General features: G+C 71.1%; 16 protein-coding genes. 9 read left to right on the top strand and 7 right to left on the bottom strand.

Annotated elements, in window-relative coordinates:
* Positions 1–152: 152 nt before the first annotated feature.
* From O3597_RS20075 to O3597_RS20060, 4 genes are all read left to right on the top strand, one after another.
* Positions 153–407: a hypothetical protein gene (locus O3597_RS20075; protein ID WP_281602046.1), complete on the top strand. Its 255-nt coding sequence runs from the start codon at positions 153–155 to the stop codon at positions 405–407.
* Positions 404–688: a DivIVA domain-containing protein gene (locus O3597_RS20070; RefSeq protein ID WP_281602045.1), complete on the top strand. Its 285-nt coding sequence runs from the start codon at positions 404–406 to the stop codon at positions 686–688. Before O3597_RS20075 ends, O3597_RS20070 begins: the two co-directional genes overlap by 4 nt.
* Complete coding sequence (locus O3597_RS20065; RefSeq protein ID WP_281602044.1) at positions 685–1,998, top strand: FAD-binding oxidoreductase; 1,314 nt, start codon at positions 685–687, stop codon at positions 1,996–1,998. Before O3597_RS20070 ends, O3597_RS20065 begins: the two co-directional genes overlap by 4 nt.
* Before the next feature lie 87 nt (positions 1,999–2,085).
* On the top strand, positions 2,086–2,712 hold the full coding sequence (locus O3597_RS20060) for a hypothetical protein (RefSeq protein ID WP_281602043.1): 627 nt from the start codon (positions 2,086–2,088) through the stop codon (positions 2,710–2,712).
* Positions 2,713–2,752: 40 nt separating this feature from the next.
* Here the strand turns inward: O3597_RS20060 and O3597_RS20055 are convergent, their stop codons facing one another.
* Complete coding sequence (locus O3597_RS20055; protein WP_281602042.1) at positions 2,753–3,640, bottom strand: cellulose binding domain-containing protein; 888 nt, start codon at positions 3,638–3,640, stop codon at positions 2,753–2,755.
* A gap of 47 nt (positions 3,641–3,687) precedes the next feature.
* Positions 3,688–4,590, bottom strand: coding sequence for an alpha/beta fold hydrolase (locus O3597_RS20050; protein ID WP_281602041.1), 903 nt, complete (start codon positions 4,588–4,590; stop codon positions 3,688–3,690).
* A gap of 108 nt (positions 4,591–4,698) precedes the next feature.
* Here O3597_RS20050 and O3597_RS20045 point away from each other — a divergent pair, with 108 nt between their 5' ends.
* Together O3597_RS20045 and O3597_RS20040 are read left to right on the top strand one after the other, a co-directional pair.
* Entirely contained in the window at positions 4,699–5,286 is a 588-nt protein-coding gene (locus O3597_RS20045) for a TetR/AcrR family transcriptional regulator (protein ID WP_281602040.1), read from the top strand.
* A 151-nt stretch (positions 5,287–5,437) separates the two neighbouring features.
* Positions 5,438–7,831 carry an acylase gene (locus O3597_RS20040; protein ID WP_281602039.1) on the top strand — a complete coding sequence of 798 codons (2,394 nt, stop codon included), beginning with the start codon at positions 5,438–5,440 and terminating at the stop codon, positions 7,829–7,831.
* 194 nt (positions 7,832–8,025) lie between these two features.
* Here the strand turns inward: O3597_RS20040 and O3597_RS20035 are convergent, their stop codons facing one another.
* Positions 8,026–8,346, bottom strand: coding sequence for a GYD domain-containing protein (locus O3597_RS20035; protein WP_281602038.1), 321 nt, complete (start codon positions 8,344–8,346; stop codon positions 8,026–8,028).
* A gap of 261 nt (positions 8,347–8,607) precedes the next feature.
* Between O3597_RS20035 and O3597_RS20030 the strand changes: the two genes are divergently transcribed.
* Entirely contained in the window at positions 8,608–10,218 is a 1,611-nt protein-coding gene (locus tag O3597_RS20030) for a DHA2 family efflux MFS transporter permease subunit (RefSeq protein ID WP_281602037.1), read from the top strand.
* A 159-nt stretch (positions 10,219–10,377) separates the two neighbouring features.
* On the opposite strand, the gene O3597_RS20025 is transcribed toward O3597_RS20030, so the two are convergent.
* Positions 10,378–13,515 carry an NACHT domain-containing protein gene (locus O3597_RS20025; protein WP_281602036.1) on the bottom strand — a complete coding sequence of 1,046 codons (3,138 nt, stop codon included), beginning with the start codon at positions 13,513–13,515 and terminating at the stop codon, positions 10,378–10,380.
* Between the two features lie 386 nt (positions 13,516–13,901).
* On the opposite strand from O3597_RS20025, the gene O3597_RS20020 reads away from it, so the two are divergent.
* Entirely contained in the window at positions 13,902–15,245 is a 1,344-nt protein-coding gene (locus O3597_RS20020) for an AAA domain-containing protein (protein ID WP_281602035.1), read from the top strand.
* A 162-nt stretch (positions 15,246–15,407) separates the two neighbouring features.
* Positions 15,408–18,740 carry an AAA family ATPase gene (locus O3597_RS20015; protein ID WP_164449987.1) on the top strand — a complete coding sequence of 1,111 codons (3,333 nt, stop codon included), beginning with the start codon at positions 15,408–15,410 and terminating at the stop codon, positions 18,738–18,740.
* 73 nt (positions 18,741–18,813) lie between these two features.
* On the opposite strand, the gene O3597_RS20010 is transcribed toward O3597_RS20015, so the two are convergent.
* The 3 genes from O3597_RS20010 to O3597_RS20000 form a co-directional block, all read right to left on the bottom strand.
* Positions 18,814–19,671: an ABC transporter permease gene (locus O3597_RS20010; protein ID WP_164449988.1), complete on the bottom strand. Its 858-nt coding sequence runs from the start codon at positions 19,669–19,671 to the stop codon at positions 18,814–18,816.
* Positions 19,668–20,684, bottom strand: a complete 1,017-nt coding sequence (locus tag O3597_RS20005; RefSeq protein ID WP_164449989.1) for an ATP-binding cassette domain-containing protein — start codon at positions 20,682–20,684, stop codon at positions 19,668–19,670. The genes O3597_RS20010 and O3597_RS20005 overlap by 4 nt, the downstream gene beginning before the upstream one ends.
* 267 nt (positions 20,685–20,951) lie before the next feature.
* Positions 20,952–21,938: an aldo/keto reductase gene (locus O3597_RS20000; RefSeq protein WP_164449990.1), complete on the bottom strand. Its 987-nt coding sequence runs from the start codon at positions 21,936–21,938 to the stop codon at positions 20,952–20,954.
* Positions 21,939–22,051: the final 113 nt, after the last annotated feature.

Here is a 22,051-nt window from a genome sequence, read left to right as displayed (position 1 = left end):
CGGCTACTTCGCCCACGTCATACGGCCCGCCCTGCTGATCCAGAACTCTGCCAGACATGGCCCGGGGCGGGTGCTGGGCTCCGGTGGTGCCGACCCCCGACGGCGCGTCGTCCCCGCCCGCCTCGGTGCCGCAACCACAGCAGGGGAGGGACATGGATTCGAATGACCAGGTGCTCGGCGAGCTGCCGATGCCGCCGTACGTGACAGCCGAGGATGTCGGTTTCGCCGTGAAGGCGGTGACCGTACACGCCGCCGAGCAGTGGCCCGAGGGGCCGCGCTGCCGCAGCGATCGTGCGCCGCATCCGTACCGGCTGCATCGGTGGGGGCGGCGGGTGTTGGACCGGCGCGACCTCAGCGACCGGCAGTTCCGGGCGCTGATCGCCGAGCAGGAGGCACCGCGGCCATGATCTACTTGTCCGGGGAGCGCCTACACCCACATCACATCCGCACCGCCGACTTCGAGCGGCGCTGGCGGGGTCTCGACCCGCGCCAGGTGTACAACTACCTGAACCGGGCGGCCGACGAGATCGACAGGCTGCATCGGGAGCTGACAACCGCGAACACCGAGGCCGAGCGGATCCGGCAGGCGTTGCGGCAGTGGCAGTCGCGGCACGCCGACGGCCGGCAGGCCCGGCACGCCGACTGCCGGCCGGCAACCCACGACCACCGAACAGGGGAGCGGCGGTGAGCCGGGATGCGGTGACTCGTTGGCTGCGGCTGGTCGAGGCGGACGCGGAGCTGTCGGCGTACCTCATCGGGGTTGATCGGGACCGGCTCGCCGCGCACGTGGCCCGGCAGCTCGCGGCCGGCGGACCGGTGTTCGACGGCTGGCCGGGGCTGCCGGAGGCGCAGCGGCGGCGGGCCGCCGACTACCTGGCCGGGGTTCTCTCCGCCCGCGACCACCCAGTCATCGACGAGGCCGCCGCACGTTTCCGGGCCGAGCTGCGCGGCCCGGGGCTGCTGCCGGAGCGGGCGACGGCGCTCGTCGTCGCCGCACTGGCCCGGCTGGTCGGCGGCGGCGGTGACCGGGCCGGGCGGTTGGCGTTGCTGGCGGTGCTCGGCCGGGTTTACCGCCGGTACCGGCTGCGCCACGAGCACGGTTCGCTGATCGGTGCCGCGTTGGCGCCGGTGGCACCACGGCTGTGCCCGCAACAGGCCGGCTGGGAGCGACGGTGGTGGCGGGCCTGGGCGCTCGTCGAGCGCGCCGCCGGGCGGATGGGCGACGGGCCGGCGTTCTGGCCCGCCGAGGTGGTCGGCCGCGACCTGGCCGCCGAGGGCATCGTCATCCTGACGGTACGCCCCTGGCGGCGGCTGCCGTTCCGGCCCGGCCAGGCGGTGCCGGTCTGCCTGCCGCAGCATCCCGGCCGGTGGCGCTGGTACTGCCCGGCCAACGCCCCACGCCCCGACGGCACCGTCGAGCTGCACGTCCGCGCGGTCCCCGCCGGCACCGTCTCCCGCACCCTCGTCCACGAGGTACGCCCCGACGACCTGCTCCATCTCGGCCCACCCGTCGACATCGGCCTGAGCCTGCCCACCGCCTCGGACACGTCCCCTCCTGGCTGCCCCGCCGAAGCAGCATCCGCCAGGGCTAAGCCGGTCGGGGCAGGACGAGCCACTGCCCGGGATCTGCTGCTGGTGGCCGGTGGCACCGGGCTGGCGCCGCTGCGCGCCCTGGTCGAGCAGGTCGCCGCCGCGCCGGCCGGTCGCCGGGTGACCCTGATCGTCGGCGTACGCACCGTGGCCGACCTCTACGACGCGATCACCCTGGACAAGCTCGATCAGGCCCATCCCTGGCTGACCGTAGTCCCGGCGTTCTCCCATGACCCGTTCGTCGCCCCTGCCGAGCAGGGCGACGCGCTGACCGTCGCGCTCAACCACTATCGCCCCGGCCAGCAGGTTCACGTCTGCGGACCAGCCGCGATGCTCGGCCTCGCCCGGGGCAGGCTCACCGCCGCAGGGATACCGGCCGACCAGATCCACCTGCCCGCGATCTGGTGACGGCCGGCGGCCGGGGCTGTTACTCGCATTGAAAGATGTGAGACCTTGTATCGGTCAGTGATCGCCTCGATACAGGGGGTAAATGGCGTGGGGGTTGATGGCGAGCCGTCGCAGTGGTCGGTCGAGAAGTTCGGCCCCGACCTGGTCCGTGACCTGCGGGCACGGATACCCAAGGCCCTCCAGCGGGCCGTCGAGTTGGCGCAGAACGCACGGGAGGCCTCGGCGTTGGCCACGGATCACGCCTTCGGTCCGACCCGCTGGAAGCAGCAGTACGAGTCGCTGCACGAGCAGCTCCGGGAACTGTCGGACGTGCAGGACGTGCATCCACCCGGTGCGCAGGTGCGCGTCACCATCTGCCGCAACCATTTGTTGTTGCCCTGGATGTACGCCAAGCGCCGCGGTCTCGACATGCGGCGTGTCCGGGGCCGGCTCAAGAACCACCTCGTGCGCGACCTGCTGATTCTCTTCGGTCCGGCGCCCGGCTACGACGAGCCAACCCTTCCGGGGATGCCCGCGACTCCGGACGAGGCCCGGGACCGGACGCTGCTGCGCGCGGCCATCGAGGCACTCACGCCGCAGCCGAGGACATTGCTCGTCGGCTTCGCCTGCAACTCGGACGAAGGGCTGCTCGGCGTCTCCTGGGGCGAGGCCGCTCTCGCTCCTGGTGGCAGGCTGGACTGGGGACCGGTCGAGGAGTTGTTCCGGCTCGCCTGACCGGTCCGCACCTGTTGGCCGTGCCGCCGCTGGCGACAGCTCAGGCGTTGGTGTCGCCGTACTCGCGGATGTCGTTGACGTCGAGGGTGATTCGGCTGTTGTCGGCCCACTCGCCGGTGGCCTGTTGCCAGCTGAGGTCGTCGCGTTCGTCGATCGCCGTCCAGTTCGGCCGGTGGTGGCGGAGGTAGATGGGGCCCGTCGACTCGCCGGGGGCCAGTTCGCCGCCGGTGAAGGTCAGCTCGATCCAGCCGGGGATCGGTGTGCCGGGCGGCGGGAAGACCGTGGGGGTTGGCGTCGGGGTCGGCGGGCCCGGCGGCAGGGGTGGTGGGAAGTACTCGATGTGGCGCTGCACGTTCGCGCAGCCGATCGCCGCCCAGTCGCAGTTGGTCACCAGCGAGGTGTTTCCACCCTCGAAGGTCAGGTGGTAGCGGATCCGCACGTCCGCCAGGTCGAGCGGGGCGGTGCCCGTGTTGACGACCTGGAGGACGTGCTGGATCTGGTTGTCCGTCGGTGACCAGCTCAGGTTGCGGTAGCTGATCCGTGCCTTCCCGTACGCGGTGCGGACCGGGGTCACCGGCGAGTCGAGGGAGTACCCGACGTTGGTGTACGCCCACACGGTGAGCCGATACTCGGTGCCCGGCGCGAGATCGGTGAGCGTGAGGTCGGTGCCGGTGGTGGTGCCGAGGCTGCGGTACACGTTGGGGCCCAGCCACGCCCGGACCTCGTGCTGGATGGGCGTTGCGCCCGGCTCGCCGATCCAGGTCGACGGCGACCAGGTCAGGGTGAGCCGGTGTGGCTCGTTGGCCACCACCACCGGGGCGCCGGGAGTGGTCAGCACCGGATCGTCGGCCGCGTGGGCGACGGCGGTGCCGGACAGCCCGAGCGCGATACCTAGGACGGCGACCAGGGTGACCCGACGAGCACGCATAGGCGCATGCTAGATAGCTGCATGCATGAATATCAATGGCGCTGCGGTCATCGGGACTCGATCCGGCCGAGCGCTCCCGGGTCCACCTGCGACCAGGCCGGGTCGCCCGGGATGAGCGCGCTGCGCAGGTACGCCGTGGTGGCGCGCTGGACCAGGGCGACCCGTTCCGGGCTCTCGTCGGTGGTCTCGGTGACGTTGTGGCCGGGGATGCCGCCCAGTGAGTGCTCCCCGCCGGACACGACGAGCAGGCTCTTCGGCCCGGGGCTCAGGTGGTACGGGTCGGTGAACCAGTCCGGTCCGCGTACCGACAGATGTGACTTGTCCTGGTCGCCCGCGACGACCAGGGTGGGCGTCGTCATCTGCGCGAACGTCGGGCTCATGAACGGGAAGTGATCGGCCGCGAACGGGGTCAGATCGGCCCCGCCGGTGCCCGTGGTGGCTAGCAGGACGCCCGCCTTCACGCGAGGATCGGACATGTCCTCGCCCTGGGTGCCGTCGGCGTCGAGCACCCGGGCGCCGAGCAGCATGCTGGCCGTCTGGCCGCCCCAGGAGTGGCCGGCCACCGCGATCCGGTCGTGGTCGAGTCGCCCGGCGAGCCCCGGGACGACTGCCTCGATCGTGTCGAGTGAATCGAGGACCTGGACGAGATCGGCGACCCGGATGCGCCAGATCTCCGGGTACCGAGGGTCGTCCGGTCCGACGGCCAGGGTCCGGGAGTCGAGGTGGGTCGGCTGGAGCACCGCGAAGCCGTGGGCCGCCCAGTGCTCGACGAGCGGTGCGTACATGTCCATGTTCGCGCCGAAGCCGTGCGCGAACACGACGATCGGCAGCCCGGACCCGGACAGCGGGGCGGTGACCCGGACCTGGAGGTCGGTGCCCCGGGCCGGTGCCGGCAGCACCACCGGTCGTACCGAAACCACCGGGGTGGGCTGTTGCTCTGGGATGCGCATTACTGTTGCTCCTCAGCAGGAGAGAGGATAGAAGTGGAACCTCGTTCCGCTTAAACGATACGGAACATCGTTCCGTTTGCCAGGCATCGTGACGGAGGCCACAGGACCGTGCCGGCCCGCGACACCGATCCACCGACTCCCCGGAAGAGGGCAGACGCCGAGCGCAACAAGCAGGCGCTGCTCGAGGCCGCCGCCGCGGCCTTCGTCGACTCCGGCGTCAATGCCCCGGTCCGTGACATCGCCGTCCGGGCCGGCGTCGGCGTGGGTACGATCTACCGCCACTTTCCGGCCCGGGCCGACCTGATCGTCGCCGTCTACCGGCACCAGGTGCAGTCCTGCGCCCAGGCCGCCCCCGTACTGCTGGCCAGCAGCCCCACCCCGCACGACGCGCTCACCGCGTGGATCGACCTGTTCGTCGACTTCCTCGTCACCAAGCACGGCCTGGCCGAGGCGATGCACTCCGACGCCGCCGCCTTCGAGCCACTGCACGCGTACTTCCTCGACCACCTGCTCCCGGCGGTCACGTTGCTGCTGGACGCCGCTGTCGATGCCGGCCAAGCCGACCCGATCGACCCGCTGACCCTGCTCCAAGGCGTCGGCAACCTCTGCATCGGTGCCTCGGCCGACTCCCGCTACAACCCCCGCCGCCTCGCCGCCATCCTGATCCGAGGCCTCCGAACCACCCCTGCTGCGTGATCGGCGGCATGTGCTCTGGGGGTGAACCCGGAGGCGGGTGGTGGTGATCCCGGATTGCCGGATCGGTCGATGTGATTAGCCTCGGTTGGGCAACGAGTTGACCGGGCACAGTCGACACCACGGGGAGACGTCCCATGAAGAGAGCTGTCCGATGAGGGGGCGACGGATCGTCGCCACCGCCACCGCCACCGTACTGGTCGCCGCCGGCCTCGCCGTGACCGGCGGGACCGCAGTCGCGCGCGGCGGCGGCTACTCGGCCCTGATCCAGCGGGCCTCCTACGGCGTACCGCACATCACCGCGCGCGACTTCGCCAGCCTCGGCTACGGCGTCGGGTACGCGCAGGCGGAGGACAACATCTGCCTGATCGCCGAGCAGATGGTCACCGTGAACGGCCAGCGGTCCCGCTGGTTCGGCGCGGACACCGACAACGTCGCCAGCGACCTGTTCCACCAGAAGGCGATCGACGACCGGGCCGCCGAGCGCTGGCTCGTCGGCCGGCGCGACGGCCTGAGCGCACCCTCCGACGAGGTACGCGACCAGATGCGCGGCTTCGCCGCCGGCTACAACGCCTACCTACGGGGAGCGCGGAAGAAGATCAACGACCCGGCCTGCGCCGGGCAGGAGTGGGTACGTCCGATCACCGAGCTGGACCTGTGGCGGGCCAACCGGGCCGCGATGGTCCGGGCCAGTTCCGGCGCGCTCGCCGACGGCATCGTCGCCGCCGCGCCGCCCGCCGCCACCAGTAAGGGAAGCAGCGCCAACGGAAGCAGCACCGGCGGGAGCAGCACCAGTGGCACCAGCATGAAGGTGACCGCCCCGGGGGCGGAAGCCGTGGTCACTGCCCGCGACGGGGCGCCGTCCGGGGTGGGTAGCAACGCGTACGGTCTGGGGCGCCGCGCCACCACCGGCGGCGCCGGCATGCTGCTGGCGAACCCGCACTTCCCGTGGGACGGCGACGAGCGTTTCTACCGGATGCGGCTGAAGGTGCCCGGCCGGTACGACGTGGAGGGCGCGGCCCTGATCGGTGACCCGCTCGTCGAGATCGGACACAACGGCAAGGTGGCCTGGTCGCACACCGTCTCCACCGCCCGCCGCTTCGTCTGGCATCGGCTCACGCTGGTGCCCGGCGACCCGACGAGCTACCGCTACGACGGCCGGACCCGGAAGATGACCGCCCGCACGGTCACCGTCCGGACTCCCGCCGGGCCGGTCAGCCGTACCCTCTACGACACCCACTTCGGCCCGGTCGTCGTGGTGCCGGGCCGCTTCGACTGGACCACCGACACGGCGTACGCGATCACCGACGTCAACGCCACGAACAACCGTGCGCTCGACGGCTGGCTCGCCATGGGCCGGGCGCGCTCGGTGGGTGAGCTGCGGTCGGCGCTGGACCGGCGGCAGTTCCTGCCCTGGGTCAACGTCATCGCCGCCGACCGGCACGGACGGGCCCTCTACGCGGACCACTCCGTCGTGCCCCGGGTCACCGACTCCCTCGCGGCCGCGTGCATCCCAGCTTCCTTCCAGAGTTTGTACGCGACAAGCGGCCAGGCCGTCCTCGACGGCTCCCGATCTGCGTGTGAGCTGGGCCGGGACCGCGACGCGGCGGTGCCCGGCATCCTCGGGCCGGCGAACCTGCCCACCCTGGTCCGCGACGACTACGTGACCAACTCCAACGACAGCTACTGGCTGGCCAACCCCGCTCGCCCGCTCGTCGGGTACCCGCGCATCCTCGGCGACGAGCGGACCGTCCGCAGCCTGCGGACCCGGCTCGGCGTGCACCAGGTGCGGCAACGTCTTGCCGGCACCGACGGGCTGCCCGGCCGGGGATTCACCACCGGCCGGCTGTGGGACGTGACGCTCGGCAACCGGGCGTACGGCGGCGAACTGGTCCGCGACGACCTGGTCCGGCTCTGCGAAGCCCAGCCGACGGCCACCGCCTCGGACGGCACCACTGTCGACCTGACGGCCGCCTGCGCCGCGCTACGTCGCTGGGACCTCCGGGTCGACCTGGGCAGCCGGGGTTCGCACGTGTTCACCGAGTTCGCCCGCGCCGGTGGCCTGCGGTTCGCCGACCCGTTCGATCCGGCCGCCCCGCTGACCACGCCGAACCGGCTCGCCGTCGACGACCCGAGGGTCCGCACGGCACTCGCCGACGCCGTGAAACTGCTCGGCGGCATCCCGCTGGACGCCCGCCTCGGCGACATCCAGACCGAACCCCGTGGCGCCGAACGCATCCCCATCCACGGTGGCTGGCCGGAGGCCGGTGTCTTCAACATGATCATCAACCAGGTGCAGCCCGGCGTCGGCTACCCGAAGGTGCGGCACGGCACGTCGTACCTGATGGCCGTCGAGCTGGGCCGCGAGGGGCCGTCGGGCCGGCAGCTGCTCACCTACTCGCAGTCGGCCAACCCGAACTCGCCCTGGTACGCCGACCAGACCCGGCTGTACTCGGCCAAGGGTTGGGACACCATCAAGTTCACCCAGCGGCAGCTACGGGCCGACCCGAACCTGGTCACGTACCGGGTGGGGGAGCGCCGCCGCTGATCAACGTGCGGGATGTTGGGCTTTCTGGTTCGCGGGAAGCGGCGAGATGCCGCATGTCGGGTCGGGTGGCGGCCCACGTCGGACCTTGGCAGGTCGGGCGTTCGGCGGCGTGATCGGGGTGGGTGAGTGGCTCGGGGTGGGGCTGGGCGGCTCGGGGTGGGCTGGTGGCGGGTCGTCGTTCGGCCGGATCCGCGTCACGCAGCCGGCGGCTGGTAGGTGACGGGTAGCCGGACGGCGGCGTCGATCTCCGCCGTGGTGAGCAGCGGCACGATCCGAGCATCCACGCCGCCTGCCGCCCGCACGGCGATGCCGAGCGCGGCGGCGGTGACGTTGTCCGGCACCTCGCAGAGCACGTACAGATCGAACTGGCCGAACGCGTAGTACACCGCCTCCACCTGCCCACCGGCGTTCTCGATCAGGGCCTCGACCACCTCGGCCCGCGCCGTGCCGCCCTCCTTGGCCAACCCGGCCATGCCCGGGATCGTGTAGGTCGCTGTGACCAGGAATTTCGCCACGCTGGCACCACCTCTCCCGCCGTCTGCCGGCCCTGACCGCGTGCCGCGCGTACCCGTTTCCCGTCCGGTCACGCCTGGCGGCGCAGAGTCACCGTGGCCGTGCTCACAGAAAGCTCTGCTGGTCGCTAAACGGGCGGCGGACTGTCGTTGGCGGGAGCTAATGTGCCGTGCGGGCTTCACCTCCGCCGTCGCGCCGGCCAGTGGGCGCCACGTCGGCCACCACCGCTCGCCTCATGGGCAGTTCCAACAACGGGAGACCTCGTGACACAGCAATCTGTCGCGGCACCGCAGCCTGTTCCGACCTCGGACAAGCTCGACGCCGCGGTACTCAAGGTGGCCGGCGTCGTGGTGCTCGGTGCGCTCATGTCGATCCTCGACGTGACGGTGGTCAGCGTCGCCCTGCCGACGTTCCAGAGCGAGTTCGACGCCTCGTACGCCCGGGTGGCGTGGACGATGACCGGCTACACGCTCGCCCTGGCCACGGTGATCCCGCTCAGCGGGTGGGCCGCCGACCGGTTCGGCACCAAACGCCTCTACATGATCGCGCTCGCGCTGTTCACCATCGGCTCCGGCCTGTGCGCCACCGCCGACACGATCGGCCAGTTGATCACGTACCGGGTGTTGCAGGGTCTCGGCGGTGGCATGCTGATGCCGATCGGCATGGCGATCATGACGCGGGCGGCCGGGCCGAACCGGATCGGCCGGCTGATGGCGGTGCTCGGCATCCCGATGCTGCTCGGCCCGATCGGCGGCCCGATCCTGGGCGGCTGGCTGATCGACGTGGCGAGCTGGCACTGGATCTTCCTGATCAACCTGCCGATCGGCATCGTCGCGCTGGTGTACGCTCAGATGGCCCTGCCGAAGGACAGCCCGCAGCCCTCCGAGTCGTTCGACTTCCTCGGCATGCTGATGCTCTCGCCGGGTCTCGCCCTCTTCCTGTACGGCGTCTCCACGCTGCCCGAGGCCGGCACCTTCGCCGACCCCGAGGTGTGGGGGCCGATGCTGGTCGGTGCCGCACTGGTGGTGGCGTTCGTCATCTACTCGTTCAAGCCCCGGCACCCGCTGCTCGACCTGCGGCTGTTCCGTAACCGCAGGCTGACCGTCGCCGCGCTGACCATGTTCGTCTTCATCATCGCGTTCATGGGTGCCGGCCTGCTGTTCCCGAGCTACTTCCTGCAGGTACGCGGTGAGTCGACGCTGCACGCCGGCCTGCTGATGGCGCCGCAGGGCCTCGGTGCCATGGTCACCATGCCGATCGCCGGCATGCTCGCCGACAAGGTGCCGGTCGGCCGGACGGTGCCGTTCGCGCTGCTGCTCATCCTCGCCGGGTTCTTCACCTTCACCCAGCTCGACGCCGACACCTCGTACGTGCTGCTCTGCGGCTCGCTGTTCGTGATGGGCCTGGGCATGGGCGGCACGATGATGCCGATCATGACGTCGGCGCTGAAGACGCTGACCGGGCACGAGGTGGCCCGAGGTTCCACGCTGGTGAACATCCTCCAGCAGATCGGTGGATCGGTCGGCGCCGCGGTGATGTCGGTGATCCTGACCAACGAGCTGAACGGCTCCCGGCAGATTCCCGGCCTCACCGACGAGAACGGCAACCCGGTCACCGAGGCCGGTCTGGCGATCGCCGCCCAGCAGCGGCCGGAGCTGGCCCAGCAGATTCCCGACCCGTCGCTGATCGAGCGTGGGCTGGACTTCGCCGCCAACTCCTTCGCCACCACCTTCTGGGTGGCGTTCGCCCTGGTGGCGGCCACGTTCATCCCGGCCGCGTTCCTGCCGCGGCGGCAGGAACGGTCCCACCTGCTCGACGACCAGCCGGGCGGGCAGCCGGGCGACCAGCCGAAGATCCCGGTCATCGTCCACTGACCCGCGCCACCCCGTCGTGGCGTCGCCCTCTTTCGGCTTGCGGCATGTTTGGGCCTTCCGGGCGGCCGGAGACCCCGAGATGCCGCAACCCGTGGCTGCCGCCGTGCGTCCCGACAGCGCCAGCCGGCGGAGCAGCGGACGGTCAGTACGAAGCAGGGATCACTTACGCCAGGCGGGGGCCATCCGCTCGGACATGTCCCGCCAGAACGAGCGCAATTCCTCTCGATCAACCGCCTGCCAGTCCGCTCGCCCGGGTGAGCGGAACAGGTGTCCGACGAGGTCGATCTGGTGAGCACAGAAGGCTTCGTCCATCTGGTATGGCAATTCGTCCCCCTTGGGCGGCAGCGGACACAGCCGGAACTGGCAGTCGTCGATGCAGGTGGCGCCCGGTTGCACGTCGTGGGCCTGGCGGCGGCTCAGCGTGACCCGCATGGCGCTGCGGTCGGTCGTGATGCAAGGGGGGAGGTCGGACCGACTGGCTCGACCCAGTCGGAGCGCCCGCTCGCCGGCGTCCCTCCCGCGATCGGCCAGATTCATCAGCAACATGACGTCGGCCAGCAGCCGCTGAGCTCGCGGTTCGAGTACGGCCCAGCCATGTGACGGCGGCAGCCAGGAATCCTGGAGCCGTCGGATGCCCTGATGGGCGCTGACCGAACCCACCCTGCCGACGATTTGCCGTTCATCGACCCAGCAGTGACGTTCGGGATGGCGGTCGATGAGTGCCTCGACGCACAGATCGGCGGCTGCGCGGACGAGTGGGTGCGTTCTTCCACCGCCGGTCTCTGGCGCGCGATGTCCCTCGCCGGCAATGGAGATCCAGAACTCGACGAGTCCACGAGGGTCCGAGCCATGACCTCTCTTGCGCAATGGCTCACCGGGATCACGGGGCAGTGCCAGGAGGGTGAGAGCCTGAATGAGAACGAGATGCGAGTACCAGAAGCGGGAGTGCCGGAGCGCCTTTTCGGCTTCCTCAATCAGGATGCTGCGGTGCGGTGGGTAGGCGCGGCAGTTGGCGGCCAACCGGAACCCCTGAGCCAAAGTCATTTCGGAAACGGGGGTGCCCTCGGCGGAATCAGTGGCCAGCCGTCGGACTAGGTGCCGCAGCATCCCGCACGTTTCCGACTGAAGGTCCTGCTCGATCGAGTCGGTCTCTGCCTCGGTGAAGAGAAAGAGCGGCGGCAGAATCCAGGCCCTCATCTCCTCTAGGCGTTCCCGTCCCCTACTGGAGTCCGCCCATGGAGGCTGACCGAGCCAGTCGCCTAGGTTGCGGGCTGCAGCGCTACCGCCCCGGGCGATCTCGCGCGCGGCTGCCAGGCGCGGTAGGTACGACGTCTCGTCTGCCATCATCTGGAAGAGTTGGCGGTACTGCGGAGTGGGCTGACGCCATCGCATCGCGCCGCGCTGTGGCGGGTGGTGTCGTAGCTGATGGGCCGCGTCGCCGTACCGGTGCACGAGGGCGATCTTGGCGTCTTCCAGGGGTCGGTCGGTGATGGAGCCGTCCCCCTGGTAGCAGGGCCAGGATCGACCGATCGCGTCGGCCAGCTTCCGGTGCTGCACATGGCCGGTGGCAGCATCCATCTCCAACGCCGCCGCGAACATCTCAAGCGCGTGCGTACGGTTCCGGGTCGAAACCGCCGCAGCGCGAAGCATTCGCACCAGCCTGACCGAATGGTGCCGGGTCAGCTCCGCATCCCGCACCCGAAGGTTCAACCCAATGGCTTGCCCCACGGTGTCACCGAGCTTGAGCAGCCGTCCGTACGCTACGGGCGCTCGTCGCCTGCCGTCACGACGTTCCAAGGTTCCGTCGCTACGCGTGTAGAGCGTGAGTGCGGCCAGCAGTTCCCGGCCGGGTCCGTCGTGCTCGCTGAACGCGTGGTCGAGGAAGGCGGCGTCACGCAGGGCGGCGGTGAGGAAGCGGGCGCCTAGGTACGCCTGTACCACCCCGTGCTGGAACCGAACGCCGTCCTGCATCTTCACGACGATGTTCAGTGCGTTGCCGGTGGTCTCAGCCAGCCCGACATCTTGCAGGTTGCCGGCGTCCAGCTTGTGCAACCGAGATCGGAGTTCGGCGAGAATCCACCGTCCGCTCGGGTCCCGCTCGGCGGTGGCGAGATCCGTGGTCCGTATCCGCTGCCGGTTGTCTCGCAGTCCGATGCAGGCGAGTGCCGAAAGCACCTCGATCGCCTCCGCCCGCTCCGCCGCAGGCATTCCGTAGTCCTCGTAGAGGTCGCCTGAGATGACGGCGTCGCGCCACTCCTCCAGCAGCACCCAGCGCAGAAGGGACCGGCCGTGGTTCGAGTGGGGGAGGCGGTCGAGCCGGTCGACCTCGTACAGTTCGCCAATGACCCGCAGGAAGAACGGCGAGTCAGCGACGTCGGCGGCCTTGACCAGGGCGGCGATCCGATCCCACCGTTCGTCGGCACCGGACCGCCGGCTGTGTGCCTGAACGTACTCGAGTGCAGCGGCGGGAGCGAGTGGCTCCAGTTGCAGCAGCAGTGCGTCCAGGCCGCGAAGCGGATCATCGGGCCTCGACGCGACGACGAGCGGCAGACGATCGCGGGTAGCGCGGCGGAATGCCTCCCTGAGCACGCTGTCCCGGTCCGCAGGTTGGGCGGTGTCGGTGAGCACCTCCTCCAGGCCGTCGGCGACCACCACGATCCGGTTCTCCAGATGGAGCCGCCGCCACACCTTGTCCGCCTCCGCAGACCCGTGCAACTGGCCGTCGATGGTGCTCTCGAACTGCTCAAGGGCGAGTTGGCGGAAGTTCAGCTTCTCCGACGAGGCTACGGTCCGTAGGTCGATGCCGACCGGTATGACGTTCGTGGCCAGCAGCATCTCGGAGAGCCGTACTAATGTCGCCGTCTTGCCCGTGCCGATGCTACCGACCAGGAGCAGCGGGCGACGGCTCTGTTCGTCGCGGAGCCGTTGCATGATCAGTTCACACAATTCGTCGCGTCCGACGATGCGGACCCGGCTGATCTCCGGATCGGCGGTCGGTACCACCATGCGTCGATTGCGGAGGGCGTTGCGTCGATACCAGCGCCGGACCCGCAGATAACGCCAGAACAGAAACACCGCCAGACCGAGCGCCAGAATCAGCGGACCTTTGACGAACCCCTCGACCTGCCCGCAGTAGTAATCTCTCGTCGGCGAGTTCTTGCACCAGCCGGAGATCCGAAGAAACCGGGGCTCGGCACCGAGGATCATCAGCACCAATGAGCCGATCATCCACAACAGGAGAATCGTCGCCGCCGTGATGATCAGACGGCGTAGCCCGCGGTGGTGCCGCCAACTCATTCGCTGCTCGGCGCGTCCCTCTGTCCGTCGTCGGAGACTGCGTTCAGCCCGGCGTTCCCTCTGGATACGCCACTGACGGCGGCGTTGGTGGAGCCACAACTGGGCCGCCCAGACCGGACCACGTTTCGGCCCGCGCATGGTCACCCCCCATGATCTGCATGGCCGGCACCTGACGGAGGCCACAACGCGGCTTTCCGTATCAGGCTAGTGGCGTTTGCCCAGGCGGGACGCGATTTTCGGCTACCGCCCGGGTTTGCCGGATGGTCCCCGGCAAGCCGGATCCCGTGGAAGTGAGTTGCGCGGGTTGCGTCCCGTTGCCGGCGAGGCACGGGAAGCCCCGAAACGCCGCGTCTCGGCAGCATCATCGTGGCGGTAGGGTGCGGCCGGTGGGGCAGTTGGGGTTGACGCCGGGGCTGGCGGTGCCGCCGGCGATCGAGGCCGAGCGGGTGATCACCGCCGTGCTGGCCGACCTGCGGTCGGGCGAGCACCGGGGGGTGGTGGTCGACTCGCCGCCGGGGGCCGGCAAGTCGACTCTGGTGGTGCGGGCCGCCATCGAGCTGGCGAGTACCGGCGAGCCGTTGATGATCATCGCGCAGACGAACGAGCAGGTCGATGACCTGATCGACCGGCTCGCCACGAAGGCGCCGCGGCTGCGGATCGGGCGGCTGTCGGCGGGTGACTACCGGGCGTCGCCCCGGGTGCGGGCGCATCCGCAGGTCCGGGTCGCCGCGAACGCCGCCGACCTGGCCGCCTCGGCCGTGGTGATCGGTACGGCCGCCAAGTGGGCCACGGTCACCGAGGGCTGCTGGCCGTGGGCGATCGTGGATGAGGCGTACCAGATGCGCTCGGACGCTCTGCTGCGCGTGGCCGGCAGGTTCGAACGCGCCCTGTTCGTGGGTGATCCGGGGCAGCTCGACCCGTTCTCCACGGTGGACGGTGGTCGGTGGGCGGGGTTGACCTGGGATCCGATGCAGTCGGCGGTGGCGGTGCTGCTGCGGCACAACCCGCACCTGCCGGTGCATCGGCTGCCGGTCTCCTGGCGGCTGCCCGCCTCGGCGGCGTCGGTGGTGTCCCGCGCGTTCTACCCGTTCACCGGCTTCCGCGCCGGCACCGGCCCGGACGATCGGGGCCTGCACCTCACCGCGCCCGGGCCGGGTGACGCCGTCGACCGGGCGGTGGAGTCGGCCGCCGCCACCGGCTGGGCGCTGTACGAGCTGCCGGCCCGGCACACCCTGCGTACCGACGGGGAAGCCGCGGACGCGTGCGCCGCGCTCGCGCTGCGGGTGCTGCGGCGCGGAGCGGTGGCGGTCAGCGAGCAGGCGCCCGGTGGCGCGCCGGTCACCGCGGACCGGATCGCCGTCGGTGCCGCGCACCGTGACCAGGTCGCGGCCATCCGCGCGCGACTCGGCGAGGCCGGTGCGGACATCACCGTCGACACTGCCAACCGCCTCCAGGGCCGGGAGTACGACGTGACGATCGTGCTGCACCCGCTCTCCGGTCGGCGCGACGCGACCGCCTTCCACCTGGAGTCGGGGCGGCTCTGCGTGCTCACTTCCCGGCACCGGCACGCCTGCCTGGTGGTGGCCCGCGCCGGCATCGGCGACCTGCTGGACGCCCACCCCTCGACCGAGGCACCGCAACTGGACGTGCCGGTCCGGTTCCCCGACGGCTGGGAGGCCAACCAGGCCATCCTCGCCCACCTCGCCACGGTGCTTCCGCCGCCGGGTTGACCAGCGGCGACGGCATCACCGCCGCACGACTGGCCGCCCCGCCGGCGCACCTGTCGCTGGCTCGCCGGACCGGGGCCGGCCGCCTGCGCCCACGTCATCACCGACGCGCGCTGAACCCGCGACGGCACGCGGTGTCGGTCCGGTCGGCTACCGTCGGTTGCCATGAGCGGGCGGGCGGGCGGATTCATGATCGGGCGGGATCATCCGGCCGGTCTGTTGCGGGCCGAGGTCGACCGCGCCACCGCCAGCCACGGCGGGCTGGTCCTGGTCGCCGGGGAGCCGGGCATCGGCAAGACCACCCTGGTGACCGCCGCCGCCGACGAGGCCCGTCGACAGGGTGCGCTGGTGCTCGGTGGCGCCTGCTGGGACTCGGCCAGCGCACCCGGCTACTGGCCGTGGACACAGGTGTTGCGCCGGCTGCGCCGGTCGCCGGAGGACTGGGCGGTGGCCCGGGAATCGGCCGAGCCGGCGCTCGCCCTGCTGCTCGGCGAGGCGAGTCCTCTGGTGTCGGCCACCGTGCACGGTGAGGGCAGCGTCCTGACGTCGGTCCGCGGCGAGGGCGACGCGGCGGAGCAGGAGGCGTTCGCGCTCTACGACGCGGTCACCACCGCACTGGTCGCCGTCTCGCAGCGCCGGCCGGTCGTGGTGATCCTCGACGACCTGCACTGGGCCGACCCGGCGTCGATGCGACTGCTGCGGTTCGCCGCCCAGCACACCTGGTTCGAGCGGCTGCTGCTCGTCGGCACCTACCGTGACGCCGAGGTGGAGGCCGCCGACCACCCGCTGCGGCCGCTGCTGATGTCCCTGGTGGCCAAGGCCACCTCGATCAGCCTTGCCGGTCTGACGCGGGACGAGGTCGGCGAGCTGATGACGCGTACCGCCGGTCGGACACCCGATGCCCACTGCGTCGACGACGTGCACCGGCGCACCGGCGGCAACCCCTTCTTCGTGGAGCAGACCGCCCGGCTCTGGCACGCCGACGGCACGCTGGCCACCATCCCTCCCGGCGTACGGGAGGTGGTGCGGCGGCGACTGGATCATCTGCCCGCCATGGTGACCGACGCGCTCACCGTCGCCGCCGTGCTGGGCCGGGAGTTCCACGGCGAGGTCCTCGCGGCCGGTGTCGGCCTGCCCCCGCCCCGGGTCGGTGAGTTGCTGGAGGTCGCGGTCACCGCGCGACTGCTGCTCGGTCTGGGCGACGACCGCTACGCCTTCGTGCACGACCTGGTCCGCGAGACGCTCTACGACGCGCTGACCGAGGACGACCGCAGAGCGCGGCACGCCGCCGTGGTGCGGGCCGTCGAGGAGCACGACACGCTGGACCGGCTGCTGATCCCCGCCGACGTGGCCCGCCACGCGTGGCTGGCCGGCGCGCATCTGGACGAGTTCCGCGTCACCGAGTTGCTGCTCGACGCCGCGCGGGACGCCAGGTGCCGACTGGCGCTCGACGAGTCCACCCTGCACCTGCGGCGGGCCTTGGAAGTGGTGCGTGACGAACTCCAACAGTTCAAGATCGTGACAACGTTGACCGACCAGCTCTTCCACTGCGGTGCCCGGGAGGAGGCGCGCCAACTGCTCAGCGAGGCCGCCGCGTTGGCCCTCACGGTCGACGACCCGGCGGTGCTGGCCCGCTTCGCACTCAACGTACGTCGCCACTGGCAACTCGATCCCGTAGCCGGCATCGACGGCGAGGCACTGCTGCGCGAGGCGTACCGGCGGCTCATCGGTGAGCCCGACGACAGCGTCGGACCGGCCGTCCTGGAAGCCGATCTGATGACCGCCACCGAGACGCTCGCCCGGTCGGCGCGGGACGACGAGGCGCTGACCTTCAGCCTGTGGGTGCGACACGACTCCACCTGGGGGTTGGGCACCGCCGCCGATCGGGCCGCCCTCACCGGCGAGATCCGCGACGTCGCGCGGCGCAACGGCGACCGGGAGACCGAGCTGTGGTCGACCTCGCTGCGCTGGGTCGCGCTGCTGGAACTCGGTGACCCGGACTACCTCGACGAACTCACCGCCTTCGTCACCGGTGGACGACAGACCGGCAAGCCCCGGCACCAGATGGCGGCGGCCATCGACGGCGGCCTCATCGCCGCCTTCCGCGGTGACTTCGCCGGTGCGCAGGCCTGCTACGCCGAACTCGGTGAGTTGGACGAGTGGGAGCACTCCGACCACGCCTTCCTCGGGCACCATCTGCGCTGGGCGTTGCTGCTGTTGCGGGGCCGACTCGACGATGCCGACGCGTTGCTCGACGGGCTCGCCAAGACTGATCATCCGCAGCTCGGCCTGCTGCGGGCGATCACCGCCGCCGAACGCGGTGACCACCGCACGGCGGCCGACCTCGTCGCGGAACTCGAAGCCGCGGGTACCCGCTTCGCCGGGTCGATCTCGCCGATGTGGTTGCGGTTGTGCGCCCAGGCCACGGTCGCCGATCCGAGCCGCTGCGCCGAGGTGCGTCAGGCGCTGTTGCCGTACCGGGGCCAGTGGCTCGTCTCGCTGTACGGGTGCGACCTCAGCGGTCCGGTGGATCACTGGCTCGCCGTGGTCGACGCCGCCGAGGGGCGTTGGGACGACGCCGTCGCCGGTTTCTCCGCCGCCCGCGCCGCCGCCGACCGGATGGGTTCCCGGCCGTGGTCGCTGATCGCCCGGACCGCGCTCGCCGACGCCCTGACCGCCCGGGGTGGCCCGGGTGACGCCACGAGCGCCGCCGCCCTGCGCGTCGATGCCGAGCGCGACGCCGGCAAACTCGACATGCCGCAGATCCTGGCCCGACTCGCCGCCGTCGCACCGACCCTGCCGGCCACCCGGGCACCCGAGGCGCCGGAGCGGCCCGCCGAGGCGGGCCCGGTGCTCGGCTCGGCCACTGTCGCAGCCGGGTGGGCGTCGGACGAGTCGGCCGTGGGCTCGGTGCCAGCCGGTACGGCCGGCAACGGTGGTGCGGTGGGCCCGGCGTACGAGTTCCGGCGCGACGGGGCCGTCTGGCGGCTCACCTTCGACGGCAGCACGGTTCATCTACCCGACGCCAAGGGGCTGCACGACCTGCGCCTGCTGCTCGGCCGTCCCGGCGTCGACGTGCCCGCCGTCGAGATGCTCGACCCGGCCGCCGGGCCGGAACTCGTCGCCGCCCGCCGGATGGGCGGCGATCAGGTGCTCGACGACGAAGCGAAGAGTCGCTACCGGCGCCACCTGGCACGGCTCGACGACGAGATCGACCTGGCGGCCGGGCGCGGCGACGAGGACAGGGTGGCGGCGCTGGAGGCCGAGCGGCAGGCCCTCATCGACCAGTTGCGGGCCGCCGCCGGGCTGGCCGGCCGGACCCGTCGGCTCGGTGACGAGGCGGAACGGGCCCGCAAGACGGTAACCGCCCGCATTCGCGACACCCTGCGGCGTCTCGACCAGCGGCACCCACCCCTCGCCACCCACCTGCGCGCCACGATCTCCACCGGCGCCGCCTGCCGCTACCTCCCACCCACCCCCCACCCCTGGCACCTCTGACCAGGAGCGATCTTGGTCCGAAAGCGCCCTCCGAGGGGCACCTCCGGACCAAGATCCAGGGCTGCGGACCAGGTCAGCGGCGGTTGTAGCGGTGCATGGTCAGGGGTCCGAAGACGAGGATGAAGGCGGCGCTCCAGAGGGCGATCCACATCATCGCCGAGGCGTCGGTGGTGCCGGCCATGGCCGCGCGTACCGACGAGACCAGATGTGTGATCGGGTTGGCCTTGACGAACGCCTGGAGCCAGCCGGGCATGGTGGACGGGTCGACGAAGACGTTGCTCAGGAAGGTCAGCGGGAACAGCACCATCATGCTGACCCCCATCACCGACTTCTCGCTGCGCAGGATCAGCCCGAAGAACGTCCACACCCAGGAGAACGCGAAGGAGAAGACCACCAGCAGGCCGATCCCGGCGAGGACGCCGACCACGCCACCGTCGGGGCGGAAGCCGAGCACCAACCCGACGGTGAGGATCACCAGGGCGGCGAGGACGTAGCGCAGCACGTCGCCGACGATCATGCCGACCAGCGCGGCGGGCCGCCAGACCGGCAGCGTCCGGAACCGGTCGAAGACGCCCTTCTCGATGTCGGTGTTCAACCCGACCCCGGTGTACATGGTGATCATCACGACGCTCGTCACCATGATGCCCGGCAGGAAGAACTGCAGGTAGTCACGAGGACTGTCGGCGAGCGCGCCACCGAACAGGTACGTGAACATCAGCACCATGATGATCGGGAACGCGGTCACGTCGAACAGCTGCTCCGGCACGTGCTTGATCTTCAGCAGGGCCCGCCAGCTGAAGGTCAGCGACGCCGACAGCGGGCTCGGCCGTGGCGGTCGGGCACCCGGCGCGAGGACCGTCGCCAGCGCCTCGGAGGAGGGTACGAAGACCGTCGGCGCCCGGCCGGTCGAGGTGGCGGTGTCGCTGCTCATCGGGCTGCCTCCAGCTCGTCGTCCCGCTCGTCGGTGGCTGGCACGGCGGGATGGTCGGTCAGGGCCAGGAAGACCTCGTCCAGACTGGGCTGACCGAGGGAGAAGTCGTCGACCACGATCCCGGCCCGGGACAACTCGCCCAGGGCCCGGGCGGCCTGTGCGCTGGCGTCCAGTTCGCTGCCGTCGCCACCCACCCGGGCGGTGATCGCCACCGGGTCGGCCTCCAACTGCACCGGTACGCTCAGCGTCGCCTGCAACACCCGCTCGGCCTCGGGCCGCTGGTCGGCGTTGCGCAGCCGCAGGTGGACCGTGCCGGAGCCGACCGACGACTTCAACTCGCCCGGGGTGCCCTCCGCGATCACCCGGCCGTGGTCGACCACCGCGATCCGGCTGGCCAGCTTGTCGGCCTCGTCCAGGTACTGCGTGGTCAGCAGCACGGTCGTGCCGTGCGCGACCACCGCCCGGACGATCTCCCACACCTGGTTGCGGCTGCGCGGATCCAGCCCGGTCGTCGGCTCGTCGAGGAACAGCAGGTCGGGGGTGTTGAGGATGCTCGCCGCGATGTCGATGCGTCGCCGCATGCCGCCCGAGTACTTCTTCACCTGCCGTCCGGCCGCCTCGGTCAACCCGAACGCGGCCAGCAGTTGCTCCGCCCGTTGCCGGGCGGCGGACTTGGGCAGCCCGAGCAACCGGCCGAGCAGGATGAGGTTCTCCGTGCCGGTCAGGTCCTCGTCCACCGAGGCGTACTGACCGGTCAGGCTGACCCGGGCGCGTACCGCGTCGGCCTCAGCCACCACGTCGTGACCGAACACCCGGGCCTGCCCGCCGTCCGGACGAAGCAGGGTGGCCAGCACGCGTACCGCGGTGGTCTTGCCGGCCCCGTTCGGCCCGAGCAGCCCGTACACGGCACCCGCCGGAACCTGCAGGTCGATGCCGGCGAGCGCGCGGGTCTCGCCGAACGACCGGGTCAGACCCTCGGCCTCGATGGCGAGGCCGGTGGTGCGTCTACTCATGATTGCGAAGTGTCCTTCCGTTCGTCACGTCTGCGAGCCGGGCCGCCGCGACCCGGCGACCCACCACACCCCACGGGTACGACAGAATGCTCCCTCCCGTGGCCGCCCGCCAGCTACAACGACGCTGGCCGACGGGAGTGGTCGGCTCACCGCACAGGCGCGAGACGGCGGACAGCCGCCGCTAGATCGGATCTAGCGGCGGCTGTCCCGACACCACCTGTCGGCGGTGCTCCGGGCCGTGGCCGGCCCGACGCGCTGCCGGCCCCGTCACCAGGCCGTGTCGAGCCGGTGCCGCTGCTCGGGTGTCAGCGCCAGGTCCACGGCGGCGAGACTCTCGTCCAACTGCGCCACCGAGGAGACCCCCACCAGCGGGATGGTGGGGATGTCGCCGTCGATCAGCCAGGCCAGCACCACCTGGTTGGCCGTCGCGCCGGTCTGCTGGGCCACCTCGCGCAGCGCGGCCAGCCGCACCGGCGCGCTCGGCAGGTCGTACTCCGGCCCCAGCGGCTTGTCCGAACGGACGTAGGCACCCCACAGCAGTGAGCCGTACGACACCAGGGTCAGGCCGGGTTCGGCGCGCAGGTAGCTGGTCAGCTCGCCGCCGACCGCGCCCACGTTGCCGTCGACGTCGAGGTCGCTCGGCCCGTCGAGTCGGGCCGGCAGGTAGCTGCGGTGGTACTGGAGCACCTCGTACCCGGGCAGGCCGGCCGCGGCGGCCAGCGCGCGGGCCCGCTCCACCCGCCAGGTGCGGTGGTTGCTCGCGCCGAGCAGCCCCACGGTGCCCTCGGCGACCAGCTCGGCGAACCCCTCCACGGTCTCCCGCAACGGCACCCGGTGATCCTCGATGTGGGCGTAGAGCAGGTCCAGCCGGTCCATGCCGAGGCGTTCCCGGCTCCGTTCGGCGGACTCCCGGATCACCTTGGCCGACAGCCCTTCCGGGTTGTCGAGGTAGCTGGTGCCGGGGGCGAGCGGCCGGGCGCCGAGTTTCGTGGCGACGACGACCTCGTCGCCGATGCCCCGGCTGCGCCGCCACCGGCCGAGCAGTTCCTCGCTCTCGCCGCCCTGCCCGCCGGTCATCCAGAACGCGTAGTTGTCCGACGTGTCGATGAAGGTGCCGCCGGCCTCGACGTACCTGTCGAGGATCGCGTAGGAGGTGGCCTCGTCGGTCTTCGTGCCGAACAGCATCGCCCCGAGGCTGAGCACGCTGACCTCGCGTCGGGTACGCGGGTCGCTGCCGATCGTGCGGTACCGCATGGAAACTCCTCTCGTGCGCCCGAACCTGTGGACGCGGCACCAGCCTGCGTCTTCGAGCGCACTCGAGGTCAACCCCTTGACCCTGTCCGCTCGTCCGAAGATCCATCGACGCT

The organism is Verrucosispora sp. WMMA2044 (assembly GCF_027497155.1).
In the GTDB taxonomy this organism is placed as follows: Bacteria; Actinomycetota; Actinomycetes; order Mycobacteriales; family Micromonosporaceae; genus Micromonospora; species Micromonospora palythoicola.
Note: the sequence above shows the minus strand (reverse complement) of the source record. Positions and strands in the feature narration are given on the sequence as shown.

What these genes read in the sequence shown, in the direction of transcription:
- O3597_RS20075 (WP_281602046.1), top strand. Translation starts at nt 153, where the DNA reads ATGGATTCGAATGACCAGGTGCTCGGCGAGCTGCCGATGCCGCCGTAC.
- O3597_RS20070 (WP_281602045.1), top strand. Translation starts at nt 404, where the DNA reads ATGATCTACTTGTCCGGGGAGCGCCTACACCCACATCACATCCGCACC.
- O3597_RS20055 (WP_281602042.1), bottom strand. Translation starts at nt 3,640, where the DNA reads ATGCGTGCTCGTCGGGTCACCCTGGTCGCCGTCCTAGGTATCGCGCTC.
- O3597_RS20050 (WP_281602041.1), bottom strand. Translation starts at nt 4,590, where the DNA reads ATGCGCATCCCAGAGCAACAGCCCACCCCGGTGGTTTCGGTACGACCG.
- O3597_RS20040 (WP_281602039.1), top strand. Translation starts at nt 5,438, where the DNA reads ATGAGGGGGCGACGGATCGTCGCCACCGCCACCGCCACCGTACTGGTC.
- O3597_RS20025 (WP_281602036.1), bottom strand. Translation starts at nt 13,515, where the DNA reads ATGAGTTGGCGGCACCACCGCGGGCTACGCCGTCTGATCATCACGGCG.
- O3597_RS20015 (WP_164449987.1), top strand. Translation starts at nt 15,408, where the DNA reads ATGAGCGGGCGGGCGGGCGGATTCATGATCGGGCGGGATCATCCGGCC.
- O3597_RS20010 (WP_164449988.1), bottom strand. Translation starts at nt 19,671, where the DNA reads ATGAGCAGCGACACCGCCACCTCGACCGGCCGGGCGCCGACGGTCTTC.
- O3597_RS20005 (WP_164449989.1), bottom strand. Translation starts at nt 20,684, where the DNA reads ATGAGTAGACGCACCACCGGCCTCGCCATCGAGGCCGAGGGTCTGACC.
- O3597_RS20000 (WP_164449990.1), bottom strand. Translation starts at nt 21,938, where the DNA reads ATGCGGTACCGCACGATCGGCAGCGACCCGCGTACCCGACGCGAGGTC.